Origin of the sequence: Paraburkholderia sp. SIMBA_030, from assembly GCF_046535245.1 — a bacterium.
Classification (GTDB): Bacteria; Pseudomonadota; Gammaproteobacteria; order Burkholderiales; family Burkholderiaceae; genus Paraburkholderia.
The window spans coordinates 14,894-31,917 of sequence record NZ_JAWRXB010000032.1 but is presented as its reverse complement, the minus strand read 5'-3'; the positions used below and the strand labels follow the sequence as shown (position 1 = coordinate 31,917).

The 17,024-nt window shown below is 61.7% G+C and carries 15 protein-coding genes; 1 reads left to right on the top strand and 14 read right to left on the bottom strand.

All coding sequences use genetic code 11. The annotated features are described in order from the left end of the window. Window position 1: 1 nt before the first annotated feature. Both SB772_RS36630 and ltaE read right to left on the bottom strand, forming a co-directional pair. Window positions 2-1,432: an aldehyde dehydrogenase family protein gene (locus SB772_RS36630; RefSeq protein ID WP_410837998.1), complete on the bottom strand. Its 1,431-nt coding sequence runs from the start codon at window positions 1,430-1,432 to the stop codon at window positions 2-4. A gap of 429 nt (window positions 1,433-1,861) precedes the next feature. Beyond that, entirely contained in the window at window positions 1,862-2,935 is a 1,074-nt protein-coding gene (ltaE, locus tag SB772_RS36625) for a low-specificity L-threonine aldolase (protein WP_410838037.1), read from the bottom strand. Window positions 2,936-3,095: 160 nt separating this feature from the next. On the opposite strand from ltaE, the gene SB772_RS36620 reads away from it, so the two are divergent. Next, window positions 3,096-3,389, top strand: a complete 294-nt coding sequence (locus SB772_RS36620) for a hypothetical protein (RefSeq protein ID WP_410837997.1) — start codon at window positions 3,096-3,098, stop codon at window positions 3,387-3,389. A 38-nt stretch (window positions 3,390-3,427) separates the two neighbouring features. Here SB772_RS36620 and SB772_RS36615 read toward each other — a convergent pair whose 3' ends face one another. The 12 genes from SB772_RS36615 to SB772_RS36560 form a co-directional block, all read right to left on the bottom strand. Further along, window positions 3,428-4,606, bottom strand: a complete 1,179-nt coding sequence (locus SB772_RS36615; RefSeq protein WP_410837996.1) for a porin — start codon at window positions 4,604-4,606, stop codon at window positions 3,428-3,430. A gap of 259 nt (window positions 4,607-4,865) precedes the next feature. Continuing rightward, window positions 4,866-5,627 (bottom strand): SDR family NAD(P)-dependent oxidoreductase, encoded by a 762-nt coding sequence (locus tag SB772_RS36610; protein WP_410837995.1) that lies wholly within the window; start codon window positions 5,625-5,627, stop codon window positions 4,866-4,868. 60 nt (window positions 5,628-5,687) lie between these two features. Further along, window positions 5,688-7,232 (bottom strand): APC family permease, encoded by a 1,545-nt coding sequence (locus SB772_RS36605; protein ID WP_410837994.1) that lies wholly within the window; start codon window positions 7,230-7,232, stop codon window positions 5,688-5,690. 202 nt (window positions 7,233-7,434) lie between these two features. Next, window positions 7,435-8,367 (bottom strand): LysR family transcriptional regulator, encoded by a 933-nt coding sequence (locus tag SB772_RS36600; protein ID WP_410837993.1) that lies wholly within the window; start codon window positions 8,365-8,367, stop codon window positions 7,435-7,437. Window positions 8,368-8,688: 321 nt separating this feature from the next. Next, window positions 8,689-9,516: a TetR/AcrR family transcriptional regulator gene (locus SB772_RS36595; protein ID WP_410837992.1), complete on the bottom strand. Its 828-nt coding sequence runs from the start codon at window positions 9,514-9,516 to the stop codon at window positions 8,689-8,691. Window positions 9,517-9,639: 123 nt separating this feature from the next. Further along, window positions 9,640-10,797 carry a M20 aminoacylase family protein gene (locus SB772_RS36590; RefSeq protein WP_410837991.1) on the bottom strand — a complete coding sequence of 386 codons (1,158 nt, stop codon included), beginning with the start codon at window positions 10,795-10,797 and terminating at the stop codon, window positions 9,640-9,642. Between the two features lie 75 nt (window positions 10,798-10,872). Further along, on the bottom strand, window positions 10,873-11,184 hold the full coding sequence (locus SB772_RS36585) for an NIPSNAP family protein (protein ID WP_410837990.1): 312 nt from the start codon (window positions 11,182-11,184) through the stop codon (window positions 10,873-10,875). An 89-nt stretch (window positions 11,185-11,273) separates the two neighbouring features. Further along, entirely contained in the window at window positions 11,274-12,413 is a 1,140-nt protein-coding gene (locus tag SB772_RS36580) for a porin (protein WP_410837989.1), read from the bottom strand. A 194-nt stretch (window positions 12,414-12,607) separates the two neighbouring features. After that, on the bottom strand, window positions 12,608-13,282 hold the full coding sequence (locus tag SB772_RS36575) for a CoxG family protein (RefSeq protein ID WP_410837988.1): 675 nt from the start codon (window positions 13,280-13,282) through the stop codon (window positions 12,608-12,610). A 9-nt stretch (window positions 13,283-13,291) separates the two neighbouring features. After that, entirely contained in the window at window positions 13,292-14,173 is an 882-nt protein-coding gene (locus SB772_RS36570; protein ID WP_410837987.1) for an NAD(P)-dependent oxidoreductase, read from the bottom strand. Between the two features lie 15 nt (window positions 14,174-14,188). Further along, on the bottom strand, window positions 14,189-16,543 hold the full coding sequence (locus SB772_RS36565; protein WP_410837986.1) for a xanthine dehydrogenase family protein molybdopterin-binding subunit: 2,355 nt from the start codon (window positions 16,541-16,543) through the stop codon (window positions 14,189-14,191). Then, on the bottom strand, window positions 16,536-17,024 hold the full coding sequence (locus SB772_RS36560) for a (2Fe-2S)-binding protein (protein ID WP_410837985.1): 489 nt from the start codon (window positions 17,022-17,024) through the stop codon (window positions 16,536-16,538). Before SB772_RS36560 ends, SB772_RS36565 begins: the two co-directional genes overlap by 8 nt.

Here is a 17,024-nt window from a genome sequence, read left to right as displayed (position 1 = left end):
CTTACAGCGCGACGACGCCGGTCTTGATCTGCGCAAAACTGCGCAGTCCCTCCGCGCCTTTCTCGCGCCCATACCCCGACCGCTTGAAACCGCCGAACGGCAGTTCAACGCCACCCGAAGCGCCGTAAGTGTTGACGAAGACCTGTCCCGCCAACACCTCGCGGATCATCCTGTGCGCAGTGCTCAGATCGCGCGTCCACACGCCGGCCACCAGACCGTAGTCCGTGCCATTGGCGAACTGCACCGCTTCGTCAATGTCGCGGAACCGGGTCACTGCCAGCACCGGCCCGAAGACTTCTTCCTGGCCCAGCGGGCTATCGGGGTCGACATCGTCGATCAACGTCGGCTGCAGGAAGAAGCCCTCGCCGAACACGCCGCCGTTCAGCGCGTTGCCGCCGGCGACGATCTTCGCGCCGTTGCCCCGGGCCTGTTCGAGGAACGACAGGACGCGGCTGCGTTGCGCCTGCGAGATGAGTGGCCCGAGGGTCAGATCGCTTAGCGCAGGACCGATCGTCACATCGGCAAAGGCCTGCTGGATGCGCTCCACCAGAATGTCGTGCACGCTTTCGTGGACCAGCAGCCGCGAACCGGCCGAGCATGTTTGGCCTGCCATCTGAAGAATGGCGTTGACCACGCCCGGCACGGCGCGTTCCATGTCTGCATCGGCGAACACGATATTGGGCGACTTGCCGCCCAACTCGAGAGTCACGGGAATCACGCGGTTGGCGGCCGCGCGAGCGATGGTGCGTCCCACTTCGACCGAGCCGGTGAACGAGATATGGTCGATGTCGCTGTGGCCCGTCAACGCCGCCCCTGCCGTCTCACCATAGCCGGTCACAACGTTCAGCGCGCCGGCGGGCAAGCCCGCTTCGATTGCTAGCAATGCTAGTCGGAGGGCCGTCAACGGCGCTTCTTCAGCAGGCTTCAACACACAGCAATTGCCCATCGCCAGCGCCGGTGCGATGGTGCGCGCGAAGATCTGCATCGGGTAATTCCACGGAATCACATGCGCCGTGACCCCATGCGGCTCCCATTGCGTAAAAATCAACGTATCCGCGTTCAGCGGAATGGACGATCCGTAGTGTGTTTCGACTGCGCTTGCGTAGAAGTCGAAATACCGCGCAGTGAGTTCAGCATCACGTCGCGCTTGCCGCAAAGGCTTGCCCGTCTGCAGTGCTTCAAGATGCCCCAGATCATCCCGGTCACGTTCGATCAGTTGCGCGAAGCGGCGCAAAATCCGCGCGCGGTCAGCAACCGCCACCTTGCGCCACTGATGCGACGCGCGCCGTGCCGCGCTAACGGCAAGGTCGATTTCCGCAGGACCGCAGTCCGGCGTCTCGGCGATGACCTCGCCGCTGGATGGATCCAACACCGCGACGGTGTTGCGAGTCTGAATCGACTCACCGTTGATGACTGCGGCTACCTGCTTCATTGCTTGACTCCTCGATCGTTCGTGGATGGATCGCCGCCGATAGGTTGAGACCCGTCTCTGGAAGTTTGCCGGGGCTGCTGCGCCTGCGAGCACGCGAAGGCATACGACGGAGCGGATTATTGGCAGCCAAAATGCCTCCGTGGTTAACGCCACGTAACTTCATCATTAACACCAGAGTTAAGGAGGTCTGCAAAACGACGCTATCGCGCCAAGTCGTTCAGGTACGGTTTCGTCTCACAGAATTTATGAAAGCGACGATGGCCGGGACGAAGAAACCGCGAAAGACACCGCCTGTAGGCGTGGCGCAGGTACTTGGACAGATGCAGATGGTATGAACGCCGCCCTCCCTTCGCGGTAATGCGAGGCATGATTGCGAATAGTTGAGGGAATCCGGGAGACTTCCTTACGGCTATACGGCCCGCTAAGGCGCTAGCTGCGCTCAGCGTGAGGTACGCTCGCCAAGCCACGCGAATGGCGGCCATCAAAGAAATCGCGGGCGGCAGCAAGCGCAAACGCTACGGCCTTCTCGCCGGCGTCAAGGTGCGTGACCCAGCGCTGTCGGGTTGCACCATATACTGACGTGACGCCGACACCGTGCGCGGCCAGATGGTTTGCGAAGTCCAATGCGACTTCGGCGGCAACTTCCACGAAGACGATATTTGTGGCGGGCACCGATACGGACAGACCCGGAAGTTTCGACAAACCCTGCGCGAGCGCCTTTGCATTGGCATGATCGTCAGCGAGCCGATCGATATGGTGTTCCAGCGCATAAAGGCCCGCCGCGGCGAGAATCCCTGCTTGCCTCAGGCCGCCGCCCAGCATCTTGCGCAGGCGCTTTGCTTTGACGACCATTGACGCAGGACCAACTAGCACCGATCCTGCTGGCGCGCCGAGTCCTTTGGAAAGACATACGGATATCGTGTCGAACGGGCACGCCAACATGCTGACCGGAAGCCTTAGGGCCACGGCGGCGTTAAATAGCCGGGCTCCATCCAGGTGGCAGGCGAGCCCGTGCCGACGGGCCAGCATCGTTGCAGCATCGGCGTAAGACAGTGATAAAACCTGTCCGCCGATCGTGTTTTCGAGGGTGAGCAGGCGCGTGCGCGCGAAGTGTGGATCATCCGGCTTGATGGCTTCCTCGATGTCCTTGAGCAGTAGCGAACCGTCCGCCTGGTTGTTCAGCGGCTGGGGCTGGATACCGCCCAGCACCGCTGCACCGCCCGCCTCCCAGCGGTAACAGTGGGCATTCTGGCCGACGATGTACTCGTCGCCGCGCTCGCAATGCGCCATGAGCGCGATCAGGTTCGACTGCGTACCCGACGACACGAACAGTGCTGCCTCTTTCCCGAGCATGTCAGCCATCCGTTCTTCAAGCCGCTTTACAGTCGGGTCATCGCCCATAACGTCATCGCCAACTTCGGCCGCGGCAATTGCCGCGCGCATGGCCGGACCTGGCCGGGTAACGGTGTCGCTACGGAAGTCATATCGGACTGTGGTGCTCATGGTATTCCCCTGAATGAGGGCTTCTGTTGGCATTCCGATCACGAACGGCCTATACACAACAGCGAAGAATCTGTTACATAACAGATTTACCCAACCTGATCGCGCTCATGGGAACTGCAGAATCCGTCTTGCCGCGATACAGACAACTCGCGGAACGGCTGTGGAGCAGTATCTTGCCGAAGGAATCGGTTTTGCCCCAGGGCATCTGTTTGGGCAGGCAGGCGCTTATGACGATTGCCTGCGGTTGAACGCCGGCTATCGCTGGACCAACGAACTCGAAGCCGCCGTTGAGCGGCTTGGAGTGCTGGCGAGAATTTCAACCGGTGCTTGGGTGCTAGTGAGAAAGCACTGCGAGCAGCTGGCGAAGCTTGACGACAGCAATCCGGAAGGAAGCACGAGAAGGTCCGTTGCTGGTGCGACAAGCCCGACACGTAGCCTATGCTCGTCAACTTGACAGTGCCGTGCGCCGCGTCCGCCCGACCACGTGGCGTTTTAAAATTGATGCCGCACGCCGAGGAGCACCATGGCTTCCGAATTCTTGCCTGAATCGAGGCCATAGGAGCCGATCGACGCCGTAGCCGCCGTACTGCCCCCTGCGCCATCGGCCGTTCGACCTGACGCCTTCTGGTATGCGGCCAGCGCATACAGGTCGGTACGCTTCGAGAGGGAGTAATCGGCACCCAGGCTGATCTGATTGTAGGTCGCGTCGGTCTGCGCACCGCCATCGCCCTTGGTGAAGTTGTAGCCGACGCCCAGGGTCGTTGCGGGACCCGGTTTGTAGTTCGCGTAGAGCGTAGCGTTATTAAAGTGGGTATTTGCCGACAGCGATCCTTCGCCATATGCCGCGTTGCTGTACGCCGCGCCGAACTGGAACAAACCGAGTTGATAACTCGCGGCCGCGCGAATCATGCTCAAGGACTTCGCCGAAAACAGTCCGCGATTGATACTCGAAAAATAGGGGTTGTCGGTCGTCGGTGCACTAGCGCCCGGTGCGAGCGACACGCCGCTGCTGGCCAACACGAAAGCGTTCGCGAAGTTGGCGTGAAAGTACCCGACCGCAAGATTCAGTGGACCGTTCCCATATGCCACTGCAAGCGCATAGGTCTGACCGCTCGACCCGCTGCCCGCGACCCCGCCGAGCGCATACATCCCTTCCCACTGGAAGCCCGCATAACTCGGGCTCACATACTTCACCGCGTTATTGACGCCGAGACTCGCGTCGTAGTTGTCGAGATCGCCCGGAGTCGCGAACGCCGATCCAAAGACCGCATCCTCGGTCAGCGGTTCGACGAGGTCGACGAGCGGATCGAATTGCCGGCCGAGCGTGACAGTGCCGAACGGGACGCTCGCCAAGCCGACAGTCGCGACGCGCCCGAACTCTCGCCCGTTGTTGTTCAGGGCACCGTTGCTGAGAACGAACCCGTTTTCGAGTTTAAAGACCGCGGAGAGTCCAGCGCCCAGATCTTCCGTGCCCTTCAACCCCCAAGAATTGGCGCTCAGCGTTCCGTTTATCATCTGAAACGCGCTACCCGTGCCGCCATTCGCTTTCGGCTGATTGCTCACGTAGCCGATGGCAGTATCAAGCGCGCCGTACAGCGTCACGCTGCTTTGCGCCTGTGCGGCACTGACCAGCGCACTACACCCAAGCGCAACCAGGAATTTTATCTTCATCTTTTTACTCGTCAGTTGAATTGAAACGGTATCTTCGAGATGCGGCTGCGTCTTCACCATCCCCGGAATCTCACCATTGTTCGAGAATCTCGCGCGACCCTGTCTGTACGACCGTGTAATGATCGTGCCGGGCGGCAGTCGGGCATGCGAGCGCCGCGAGCTCTTCCCCCAGACGGGCGATATTGCGTGTCGTCCGACTTTCGTCGAGCAGTAACGCGGGCGTGGCCAGATATCATCCGGTCGGGAATACGTTCAATGCCTAGCGCGCGGTAAAGCCACCGTCGAGCACGAGGTCGGCACCGACCGCGAACGAGCTCTCGTCGCTAGCCAGAAAAAGTGCGCCGTAGGCGATTTCGCGTGCGTCGGCGACGCGCATGATCGGCGCCCATGACGCCTGAGCTGCGGCGGTCTTCGCCGGGTCAAGGCTGTTGTCGACTTCCGCCTGCAACAGCGGCGTGCGCGTAATGCCGGGACACAGCGCGTTGACGCGAATATTGTGGCGGATCAGGTCGAGTGCGATCGATTTTGTGAACATCATTACCGCGCCCTTGCTGGCGTTATATGCCGGCGACTCAGGGACCGCGACGATGCCCATCTCCGAGCCGAGCGTCACGATTTTGCCGCCGCCGCGCTCGATCATCTTAGGCACCGCATGCTTGACCATAGTGAACATGCCCTTGACGTTGGTGGTCAGAACCGCATCCCACTCGTCCTCGGAAAGTTGCTCGACCGGCATCACACTGGTAATGCCAGCGTTACACACGAGGATGTCGAGACCACCATGCTCATCGACCGCGCGCTCTACCATGCGCCCGGCATCCGCCATCGAACGGACGTCGCCTGCGCAACCGGACACCTTGCCGTATTGCGTCAGCTCGTCTACCGCTGTGGCGAGAGACGCCGCATTGATGTCAGTGATCACGACATGTGCTCCCTCCTCGGCGAACAATTGCGCAATCGCCTTACCTATGCCCGACGCGCCGCCAGTAATCAGCGCGCTCTTGCCATTCAGTCTGCCCATCACAATTCTCAGGTTGGTTGCTACAAGCCACGAAGAGACGTCTGCGTGGCGAAGAAATTTTCAGACCGCCTGGTTGCTGCTACCGAGCGCCTTGCCGGCACCGCGTGTTGTTGCCGAGCTGGCCGGCAATTCGTCGAGCGATTTGATTTCGACATCGACCATTTCCGGGATCGCGTCGCCTTCGATGAAGAGCACCGCGCCCAGGCGATAGAACGCTGGCGAGCCGCGACGCTTCAGTTGCCGGCCCCAGGCCGCGGCGAGGACGATCACGGCCACGACAATCCACGGGAAAGCGGTCAACGGCGCGGCAGGCCACGGATGAACGTTCAGCCAGATCGCCGCAAGGAAAATGACGTTAGAGATGACGGGAAATGCGACATGCAGTAGCAGCGAAAACTCCTGGCGATAGCGCTTCCACATAAATACAGGCAATGCGACGTTAGTGAGGATCAGAATGGGCAACATGCCGAGCGACGACAGATAGCCGAGATTGCCGAACGCGGACATCGGGTCCCACCACAACCCTGCACCAATCCCCACCACGAGGGTCAGGATCGAGTATACGATAATCGCCACGTGAGGCGTCTTGTGCTTCGGATGAGTACGGCCGAGCGCCTTGTGAAGCAGCCCATCGCGGCCCAATGAGTACAGCACGCGGAAATTGGCGGTATGGATGGCAAGCACGACAGCGACAATTGCAGAGACGGCCGCGAGATCGACGAGATTGCCGTATACGTGCCCAAGATAGCGCACGGCGAGGTCGTGGATCGGCTCCTGAGAATTGGCAAGCTTGTCCATGTGCGCCGAGCCGTAGCCGACCACGATCGAATACATCGCGAACGTGAACCACAAACCAGCGAGCACCACGGATCCAATCAGCGCGATCGGCAGATTGCGGCGCGGATTACGACATTCCTCCGCAACGGTCAGGCACGATTCGAAGCCGAAAAATGCCATGACGATAAAGACGAATGCCTGCCCGATACCGCCGAACCCCTGATCCGCGTGCATCGGTGAGAAGCTTTCCGGCACCTGACCGGCGTCGCCACCCTTGATCACGATGACGATCAACAGGCCGCCCACTACCACGACCTCGGCGATCAACAGCGCAACGTCAAATTGCATCGACGCATGAACTGAATACCAGGCGAGAATGCCGACCAGGACTACGACGCCGATCATCAACGCCCACCACGGCACCGTGATGCCGAAGTCGTTCCGAAGTGCATTGCTGAGAAAACCGCCGAACAGATTGGTGTTGATCGGGCTTTGCAGCGCGTACGCAAACAGCATCAGCATGCCGGCTGCAAATCCGGCCTCGCGTCCAAGACCCAGCGTAATGAACTTGTAGAAGCCGCCCGCCGACGTGACACGCTTGGCGAACTCCGCGATCGTCAGCGCCATTAGCGCAATCCCCGCGGTGCCCATCACGAACACAAATGGCGAAGATACGCCGGCCTTGCCGCCGATCAACGCCGATATGAACATCACGCCGATGGTCGGCGAGATAAACGCGAGCGACATGCCCATCGCACTGATCAATCCCAACGCGTTGCGCTTGAGGCCGTCGGCCTGTGCACCCGCGCTCACCTCTTTCGTATTCATCGAATCGCTCCAGTCAGGTCAACTTGAGCGCATCGTAGGTGGCCACAAAAATGCGATCCAATGCCGAAATTTGATCACGCGATGCTGCGCGGGCATGGCGTTATCGCTCCTGCTTACGACTTATCCGGATAGGGACGAACGAAGACCGCGCGACCAGACCTGCCGATCGCAGTGACTTATTGCAGTGACTTATTGCGGCGACTCAGGCAGCAGCCGACTGAACCGCATACGTAGCGGAAGTGGCCGTCAGAACTTCCCAGAGTGCTTCGGCGCTGCTGGGCAAGCGAGCGCGTGGACGGAACAGCGTAATGTCGACGTCGAGATCCCATTCGGAAGAGCCCGCGCGCACCAGCACCCCCGATTCGAGTTCGCGACCGACCTGGCTCTTCGGCAGCCACGCAAGTCCGCGCCCATCGCGCACCATCGAGTTCAACACGCCGGCGAGCGGGGAGGCGAAGACGCGGTCGAGCCGATTAGCTGGCAGCGAGGTACGCAACAAGTTCTCGACCGCGCGGCCGATGGCAGATGTTTCGGCGTACGCCAGGTACCGGCAGCGATGCACAGACGCACTGTCCAGCGAATCAAGCGGCTCATTGTCGACGCCGGGCAGCGACAACGGCAACAAGCGGTCGAAGCCAACGCGATAGGCAAGAAAGTGTTTGGGGTCGAGGCCAATATCGACTGAAGGATGCGTGTGGCACAGCATGAAGTGGCTCATGCCCTGCAGCATCATCTGCACACACGCGTTCGCATGGCCGGTATCGAGCCGGAACTTCAGCACTTCCCCCGTCTTTTCAGAAGCGCTAATCCACTGGGGGAAAAATGTCAGCGAAAGGCTATGTGTCGCGACAAACTTGACCGTACTGGCGAGTCCCTCCGCTGCCGCACGCAACTCGTCGCGCCCCTGGTAGAGTTGGCGGGCCACCTCTTCAGCAATATCGCGGAACCGTTCACCCGCCGCAGTCAGCGCAATCGGCTGCGCGTTGCGATCGAGCAACGTGACGCCAACCCACTCTTCCAGCATCTTGATGCGCCGGCTGAACGCCGGCTGCGTCATGAAACGCAGCTCGGCGGTGCGCGAAAAATTACGCGTGGCCGCCAGGGTCAGCAAATCTTCAAGCCATTTCAGTTCCATGGATAGAAATCAGCCGTTCCGATCAAGGAAAAAACCCGCGCCTATGAAGGCGTGATCGCCGCAGGCAGATATAAGTTGAAGCAACTATTGTACCGGGCGAAATGCGTCGGATACTGGACGCCGGCGGTCCATCGCGGTGCATGAACGCGCTCGTTGCCGTCGTTGAGCGAGCTGGCGCACCGCAAACAGGCGCAAGCGCGGGTCAGCGCCGACGCCGGGACAAGTGGAACTCGGTAGTCAGCAGCTTTTGCAGCTTCACGGTGTCAGTCCACGCCGGAGGCCGTTTGCCGCGCACGTCATTCGCGCCCCCGCTTGCGCCGTTCACGCCGCTTCCAGCGCCGGCAGCAGCGAGGGAATGCTCGCGAGGAAAGCGCGCACGTGCATGGCAATCACGGCGTCGGTCGGCGTGGTGTTGTCGTTGGAATAGATGCGCCGGCGGATTGCGAGGTGCGATACCGCTCCATGCAGGAGCCAGCCAACCTCGGTCAGATGCGCCGGATCGGCGGGTACGCTGCGGCTCAATTCGTGAGCCGCCTCAGTGACGATGATCTCGAGCGCATGCGTCACGACCGCATTGGTGTAGGTCGGCGCCATCTCGAGGCCTTCAAGCGAGGAATAAAGAAACAGCCTCAACCACCGCCGGGTCAGCAACGTATCGTAGTACTCACGATAAAACGTGTTGAGTCTGCTTTCGATCGGCACACTGCGGTCTTTCAATTGAATGAACCACATTGCCTTGAAAGTCCCGGCTATCTCCCGCTTGTAAACCTCGTCGATCAACTCGGCCTTGCTGGAAAACAGGCTGTACAGCAAACGCTGCGAAATACCGCATGCATCGGCGATCGCACGGGTCTGCGCATTCAGCCCGTGCTCGGAGAAATACTCGGCGGCCTTGGCCAGCACACGCGCCTGACGCTCGGCACGCGGCAAGCGCTGCGGCGCCTTTTTCATCGGTCGCCTGACGGCAGCCTGAACCGTTCCTGTCCCACCACCCAGCTGTGCAATATCTTTGGGTTTGGCCTTCATGACGCTCCCTGTGCCTACTGATTTCCGAAAATACGTCTTCACATGACGACTTATGGTTTGATAAAGTATATCGTCGTTGGGGCGAAAGGCAGGCTTTGCCTGCCACCCGGCGTACCCCTGCATTATCTCAGGCCGGCGGTCTTCATTCCCATCAGTGGATGGGTAGCGGACCGCTGCGGGCAACGCTCCGTGTTCGGCGCCGCCGTCACCAGGCGTTTGCCGTTCGACATTGAAAGCGGCGCCGCTTTACGAACGCGCAGCGCCGAAGGCCTTCACCACGTTGACCCAATACGTCGCGCCGGTGGCCAATGCGTCATCGTTGAAGTCGTAGTGCGAGTTGTGCAATGGAGCGCCGGGTTCGGGTCCATCCACGCCCATCCACACATAGGCGCCGGGTCGTACCTGCGCCAGGAAGGCGAAGTCTTCCGATGCCATCGACGGCTTGCAATCGAGCGCAACCGCCTCGATGCCCACGGTCGCACGCGCCGCGTCGACCGCGATAGCGGCTTCCGCCTGCGCGTTGATCGTCGCGGGATAGCCGTAGTGGTAAGTCAGGGCCGCTTCGGCGCCATGCGCCCGAGCCGTCAGCGTGCCGATCTCTTCCAGCAACGCACGGATTCGCGCCTGCACGTCGGCAGAGAAGCAGCGCACGGTGCCGCGGATCAAGGCTCTGTCGGGCAGCACATTCCATGCTTCGCCGCCGTGAATCTGCGTAACGCTGACGACACAGGCTTCCTTCGGCGGAATGCGTCTGCTGACGATAGTCTGCAGCGCGATGACGACATGACTCGCGCAAACCAGCGCGTCGATTCCCTCTTCCGGCATTGCCGCGTGCGAGCCTTTGCCGTCCACGAGAATCTCGAAGGTATCGAACGAAGCCATCATGGGTCCACTGTTGATCACGAAATGGCCGAGCGGCAAACCGGGCCAATTGTGCAGACCGAATACCGCATCACATGGGAAACGCTCGAAGAGTCCGTCCTCGACCATCACGCGCCCGCCGCCGGCCACCTCCTCCGCGGGTTGGAAGATCACGTGCAGCGTGCCGTGCCAGCCGGTATCCCGGCTTAACGACGCAGCCGCACCCAGCAGCATCGCCGTATGACCATCGTGTCCGCACGCATGCATCTTGCCCCGGTGCTGGGAGCGGTGCGCAAATTCGTTGCACTCGATCATGGGTAGCGCATCCATATCCGCGCGCAGGCCGAGCGACGGACCGCTGCCTCTTGTCAGCGTTCCAACGACGCCCGTTTTGCCCACGCCCTCGGTCACTTCAAAACCATAGTCGCGCAGTACGGACGCCACCATCCGCGCTGTGGAGATTTCTTCGAAGGCGGTCTCGGGGTGCGCATGCAATGCACGCCGCCACGTCACCATCCTGTCGACCAGTTCAGAGTCAATCATTGATCACCTCACAGACAAACCGCGGCCAGCGAATAGCATTGGGCCTCCCGCGGTGTGAAAAAATTCTCAGGTGCTTCAGTCAGCCGGGCAAAACGGTGCCGGCGCAAGAAACACGGATTCCTGATGCACCAGATAGGGCAGAATGCGCGGCGTGAAAGCTTGCCAGCGCGGATCAGCGGCGAGCTTGGCGCGCTGCGCGGCGCGATGCGCGTAATCGTCGTAGCCCCAGCAGAACACGATCGAGTTCAACGTGCCGGAATCTTTCGTCCAGCACCCTTTGAGCCGCGCGTACTGACTGATGATCTCAAGCCCTTCGCGCTCGTAGATTCCAAGAAACTCACCCACCTTCCCGGCTGTAATCTGATAAGTCCGCATTTCGACCAGCATGTTTGGCCCCTGCTTGAATTCAAACGTTATGAATGACGCCCGCCGCCCGAGCCACCGCGCCGGCCGGCAGGTCCGCACCGCTTTGCCGGCTAGAAGCTGTGCCGGATGCCCACGCGCAACGCAACCTGACTGGCCGTCGACGACGGCGACAGGTAAGTCAGGTCCGCCACCGCCGCGTGCCCGGTCGAATCGATGCCGCTGGCGCGTTGCCACGCGACGATCAGATAGGTAAAGGTACGTTTGGAAAACTGGTACTGCGAACCCGCTGCCACCTGGTTGTAATGCGCGTGAGGCGAGGATGTGTAGTCGTAGGTGAGACCGGCCATGACGGCAGGAGTAAAGCGATGGCTCACGAACGCTTCGTACGAAGCGAGCGTCGCTGAACCCTGAAACGAGGTGCTCGTCGTCGCGACTGCGTTGCTAAAGCGGGTGTTGGTGTAAAGCGCGCCTAGCGTCGTCGCGCCGAACTGATAGTTGCCGCCTGCTCCGAACGTCTGCATGCTGTGAGCGGTGGCGTAGCCGCTGTAAATCGGATTCGTCACCGGGTTCGTGAACGCCTGGCCGGCGGTGGCGCCCGTTGTGCCGTCAAACCGCGTCACTGCCGGATTGTTGACGTAGAGATACGCGGCGGCCAGCTTGAGCGGGCCATTCGCATAGCTCAGACCGAAGCCGTACTGCCGCGACGAACCGACCGAGCCCGCCACCCCGCCAAAGCTATATAGCGCGCCGGCTGTGACTCCGTGGTAGGTCGGGCTGATGTATTTGACGGTATTGCTGACCGGATACGTGCCCCAGATTCCGTCGACGTCGCCCGCATGCGACGATAGCGAACCGCCGAACGACTGCGCGGAGGTGAGCGCCTGCAGATTCGTCACCATGAAGTCATACTGCCGGCCAAGACGCACGCTGCCGTAGTTGCCGGACAATCCGACATAAGACTGACGCCCAAACAGCCGGCCGTTATATCCGAACTTGCCGCTGTTCATATCGAAACCGCTCTCGAGCTGGAAGATCGCGGTCGTGCCGCCCCCCAGATCCTCGCTGCCGAGCAGCCCGAACTTGCTTCCGCCCAGCCCGCCACTGAAGGTCTGGTAATTGGCATGGCCGCCCTGATTGTTCGTGTAGGTAATGCCGTCGTCCGCGACGCCGTATAGCGTCACGCTGCTTTGCGCATGCGCCGTTTCTGCCAGAAATCCCAATGCCATTAGTACAACTATGATTTTGTTCATGAAATTTCCCGTCGAATGAAAAATGGATTTGATCAAAGGTTGAACTACCGAACGAACAAGGTTGCTACTGGAACGGCTTGTACTCCGCGCGGAATGCGGCTCACACCGGGCTCGGAACGATCACCGGCTCGCCGCTACCGAAAAGCGGCACCCGATCTGCGCGCAGCCGGGTGCCGCTGTCACAGCGCGGTCTATCAGGCCACGTGCCCAATCACAAACCCGACCAGCAAACCGATCAGCCCCGAACCTGCGCCGACCAGCCAGATCCGTATGCCCCGCGTCGCGCCGGCTTGACGCGTGGCCGCGGGCGAGAGCATTTGGAGAGGCTCCTGCCGTCGAAGGTCTTCGGCCAGATGGCTGCTATCTGGCGATTGTTGCGGCGCCGGCGTCGGCTGCGCGCTTTCCATGGGTTCCGCGGGTACTCCGGCGTCCTGCTCGATGTGCTGCTTAAGCGCGCCAAAGAAAGCCTCGAGGTTTTTCCCCGCTGCGGACTGAATCAAGCGTGATCCCACGCTCATCAGCTTTCCACCGATTTCGACATCAGCGTCGTACACCAGCACGGTGGTTCCGGCCTGCGGTTCGAGTTGCACGCGCGCCGTCACCTTTGCAAAGCCGACCGCGCCGGCGTTGCCGGTTCCGACGATCGTGTAAGCCCTGGGCGGATCGAGGTCCGACAGCTCCACATTGCTTTTGAAAGTCGCCGCGACCGGGCCCACGCGAATCTGCACGGTCGATTCGAAATGCCGGTCGTCGAGCATCGCAAGCGATTTGCATCCCGGCAAACACGCCTCGAGTACGGCAGGATCGTTCAGCGCGCGCCACACCGTTTCAGGCGCAGCCGGCAACACGCATTGATCAGCTAGCTTCATCGTCCTGCCTCAGTTCCCGTACAGTTTGAACAGCGCCTGGGTACCGCTACGCGCGTGGCCTTCTTCAGCCAGTTTCCCGTACAGACCTCGCACGAGTTGCAGACCCGGCAATTCGCGCCCCATGTGCGCTGCTTCCTCGTGCGCAATTTTCATATCCTTGATGAAATGCTCGATGAAGAAGCCAGGCGCAAAGTCACCCTTCGCGATGCGCGGCCCCATGTTGTTCAGTTGGAACCCTCCCGCCGCGCCGCCGCCGATCGCGTTGAGCACGGTCTGTGCGTCGAGCCCGGCGCTCTGCGCGTAGGCCAGCCCTTCGCAGACGCCGAGTATCGTCGAGGCGATGACGATCTGATTGCACAGCTTGGTGTGCTGACCGGCGCCCGGCCCGCCTTGCAGCACGATGTTGGTCCCGAGGCAGCGCAGCACGGGATCCACCTGCGTGAGCACGCCGGCGGCGCCGCCCACCATGATCGACAGGCGTCCTTCGCGCGCGCCGATGTCCCCGCCGGAGACCGGCGCGTCGAGCATATGCACGCCGCGTGCCGCGGCTTGTGCAGCCAACTCCTCGGCCAGTTGCGGACTCGAGGTGGTCATGTCGATCAGCACCGCATCGCGCCGCGCGTGCATGATGAGACCGTCGTCGCCCAGATACAGCGCGCGCACGTCAGCCGGTGTGCCGACGATCGTGATCACGATGTCGGATGCTTCGGCCAGCGCTGCAGGACTCGCCTGCCACGACGCACCCGCCTCGATCAGCGGCTCGGCCTTGGCGCGTGTACGGTTGTAGACGTGCAACGGATAGCCCGCCGCGGCGAGCCGCCCCGCCATCGAGGCGCCCATGATGCCGAGGCCGATAAAGCCGATAGCGGGTTTGCTTACAGGTTGATTCATGATGATCGGATAAAGTTAGTGTTTGTCGCGCAACAGATCGCGCAACATCATGGGTGTCAAAGGATGGCGGTCCGCAACGGCGCCGAACGGCGCGAGCGCGTCGTTCACCGCGTTGGTCAACGCGCCGAGCGCTCCCATCACGCCGCCTTCGGCCATCCCTTTGATGCCCGCGGCGGTCGCGCGGCTTGGCGTATGCAATGGGATGATCTCGAGATTGGGCAATTCCGCCGACGTGGCGATCATGTAGTCGGCCAGCGAGCCGGTCAGATTCTGTCCCGTTTCGTCGTATCGCACATGCTCGAACAGCGCGCCGGACAGGCCCATCGCCACCGCGCCATGCTGCTGCCCTTCCACCACGGTGGGATTGAGCAGCGTGCCGCAGTCTTCGGCGATAACGTAGCGCGCGATGCGGATCGCACCGGTGGCTGTGTCGAGCTCGATCTCGCATCCGTGCGCCGAATTCGAATACGTCATGGCCGGCGGATCGTAGGTAAGGTGAAACTCCAGGCCGGGCGTCAGGCCTTGCGGCAGTGAGGTGGGGTCCATATAAGCGCGCTGCGCCACGTCAGCGAGCGTCAGACCCGCATCGACCCAGCCGTCGCCGCTGCGGTGTTCGACTCGTGCTTCCACCAGACGCAGCGAGTCCGCATCCGGCAAGCCGAGGCAACCGGCGGCGATCGAGAGGACTTTGCGGCGGGCGTCGAGCGCGCACAGGTAGAGCGCACCGCCACCTGCCGTGCCGCTGCGGGCGCCGCGGCTGCCCATGCCGTATGGCGCGACGTCGGTGTGGCCCAGATGAATCCGCACGCTCGACGGATGAACACCAAGACCCTCGGCCACCGCGTTCGCCATCGCACTCTCATAGCCTTGTCCACTGGGACCCAGACCCACCGACGCATTCACGACGCCGCTGGGTTCGATACGAATCCAGCTAGCCTCATGTCCCGAGCCGGGAATGCCAGCCGACTTGTAAAAGCGCGAACCGTAAGTGGTGGGTTCGACGACGTTGCACAGGCCGAGTCCGAGGAAGCGGCCGGCCGCACGCGCAACCCGTTGACGTTCGCGAAACGCCGGGTAATCGAACGCCGCCACCACCGCCTCGAATGTTTGCGAAGGCGTGATGTCATGCAGTAGTTCGCCGGTCGCCGTGCGATACGGCAACTCCTCCGGAGTCAGCAGGTTGCGGCGGCGCACGTCGACAGGGTCCAGCTTCAACTCGCGTGCAATCGCCTCCATCGTGCCTTCCATGACCCAACTGGTGATGGACATCGGCGCGCGCATCGGCGCGTTGCCGCATTTGTGGCTGAGCACGACCTTCACATCGAACGCGTAGTCCTGCAGACGGTACGGTCCGCTCAGCACCATCGCGACGACGCGCGCGAGATAGTTCGCCGGAAAGAAGCAGTAAGCGCCGAAGTCTTCGCGAATCTCCAGATCGAGTGCGAGCAGCGTGCCGTGCTCATCGACGGCAGCGCGCGTGCGGCAAAAGTCCTCGCGCGAGTTAGCCGCAGCGGTCAGGTTCTCGATACGATCCTCGCGCCAGCGCACAGGCCGCTTCAAATGGCGCGCGAGCGCCGCGACGGTCAGCTCTTCGCGGTACAACGCGATTTTCTGACCGAACGACCCGCCGACATCAGGCGAAATCACCGTTACCTGCGACTCGCTGAGTCTCAGCCGCTGCGCCAGTTGCGTTCGCAAAGGATGCGGAACCTGCGTGCCGATATGGAACGTCAGATGGTCGCGCCCGGCGTCCCACACCGCCGCGCAACCGCGCGTTTCGATTGGCACGTGGGTCTGGCGCTGCTGCTGGAACGTCGCTTCGACCACCCGGTAAGCCTGCTTTCCGGCGCTTTGCGGGTCGCCATGCGAGTAGGTCTGGTGCGACACGAGGTTGCCGGGCACGTCAGGGTCCACCTGCGGAGCATCCGCGTGCAATGCCTGCCACATGTCGGTTACCGCGGGCAACGCCTCGGACTCGACCGCGACCTGTTCCGCGGCGTCTTCAGCGAGGTAGCGATCGGAGGCCACCACACAGGCCACGAGATCGCCCTGAAAGCGCACTGTCTCGATCGGCATCGCCGCGAATTCGACCGGCAGCAGTCCGTCGATGGGCGCGGCGACACGCATTGGCGTGGTCCACTGCGCCAACTCCCGGCCCGTGACGACGGTTACGACGCCAGGCATGGCCGCCGCCGCCGCGGTATCCACCGAGACGATCCGCGCGTGCGCGTGAGGCGAGCGAACAAAGCATACGTGCAGGGCGCCCGCGATTTCGACGTCGTCGAGATACCGGCCATAACCCGTTAGCAGACGATAATCTTCGGTGCGCGGCACCGGCTTGTTGAGATAACGAAACGAGTGCTCAGACATCGGCTGTCTCTCCACGCATGCGGCTCGCCGCGAGCAGAATTGCCCGCACAATGTTCTGGTAGCCGGTACAGCGGCACAGGTTGCCGGAAAGCACTTCGCGCACCTCGGTCTCGGTCGGGTCTGGATGCTCCCGCAGATAGGCCTCGAACGTCATGACGATGCCCGGCGTGCAAAAGCCGCACTGCAGACCGTGACACTCGTGCAGCGCGCGCTGAAGCGGCGAGAGCCGGCCATCCTGCGCGACGGCCTCGATAGTCGTGAGCCGCGCGTCTTCCATCTGTACCGCGTAGGTCAGGCATGAGCGCGCGGGGCGGCCGTCGATCAACACAGTGCATGCGCCGCATACGCCATGTTCGCAACCGACGTGCGTGCCGGTCAAACGGCAGTCTTCACGAAGCGCATCTGACAGCAGCTTGCGGGGCTCGCACACCACGTCGTGACGCGCACCGTTCACATTGAGATAAATGGCTTTTTTTTCCAT

Excerpts from the sequence above, each read along its gene's own strand:
- SB772_RS36630 (WP_410837998.1), bottom strand. The coding sequence starts at position 1,432 with ATGAAGCAGGTAGCCGCAGTCATCAACGGTGAGTCGATTCAGACTCGC.
- ltaE (WP_410838037.1), bottom strand. The coding sequence starts at position 2,935 with ATGAGCACCACAGTCCGATATGACTTCCGTAGCGACACCGTTACCCGG.
- SB772_RS36615 (WP_410837996.1), bottom strand. The coding sequence starts at position 4,606 with ATGAAGATAAAATTCCTGGTTGCGCTTGGGTGTAGTGCGCTGGTCAGT.
- SB772_RS36610 (WP_410837995.1), bottom strand. The coding sequence starts at position 5,627 with ATGGGCAGACTGAATGGCAAGAGCGCGCTGATTACTGGCGGCGCGTCG.
- SB772_RS36605 (WP_410837994.1), bottom strand. The coding sequence starts at position 7,232 with ATGAATACGAAAGAGGTGAGCGCGGGTGCACAGGCCGACGGCCTCAAG.
- SB772_RS36600 (WP_410837993.1), bottom strand. The coding sequence starts at position 8,367 with ATGGAACTGAAATGGCTTGAAGATTTGCTGACCCTGGCGGCCACGCGT.
- SB772_RS36595 (WP_410837992.1), bottom strand. The coding sequence starts at position 9,516 with ATGCAGGGGTACGCCGGGTGGCAGGCAAAGCCTGCCTTTCGCCCCAAC.
- SB772_RS36590 (WP_410837991.1), bottom strand. The coding sequence starts at position 10,797 with ATGATTGACTCTGAACTGGTCGACAGGATGGTGACGTGGCGGCGTGCA.
- SB772_RS36585 (WP_410837990.1), bottom strand. The coding sequence starts at position 11,184 with ATGCTGGTCGAAATGCGGACTTATCAGATTACAGCCGGGAAGGTGGGT.
- SB772_RS36580 (WP_410837989.1), bottom strand. The coding sequence starts at position 12,413 with ATGAACAAAATCATAGTTGTACTAATGGCATTGGGATTTCTGGCAGAA.
- SB772_RS36575 (WP_410837988.1), bottom strand. The coding sequence starts at position 13,282 with ATGAAGCTAGCTGATCAATGCGTGTTGCCGGCTGCGCCTGAAACGGTG.
- SB772_RS36570 (WP_410837987.1), bottom strand. The coding sequence starts at position 14,173 with ATGAATCAACCTGTAAGCAAACCCGCTATCGGCTTTATCGGCCTCGGC.
- SB772_RS36565 (WP_410837986.1), bottom strand. The coding sequence starts at position 16,543 with ATGTCTGAGCACTCGTTTCGTTATCTCAACAAGCCGGTGCCGCGCACC.
- SB772_RS36560 (WP_410837985.1), bottom strand. The coding sequence starts at position 17,024 with ATGGAAAAAAAAGCCATTTATCTCAATGTGAACGGTGCGCGTCACGAC.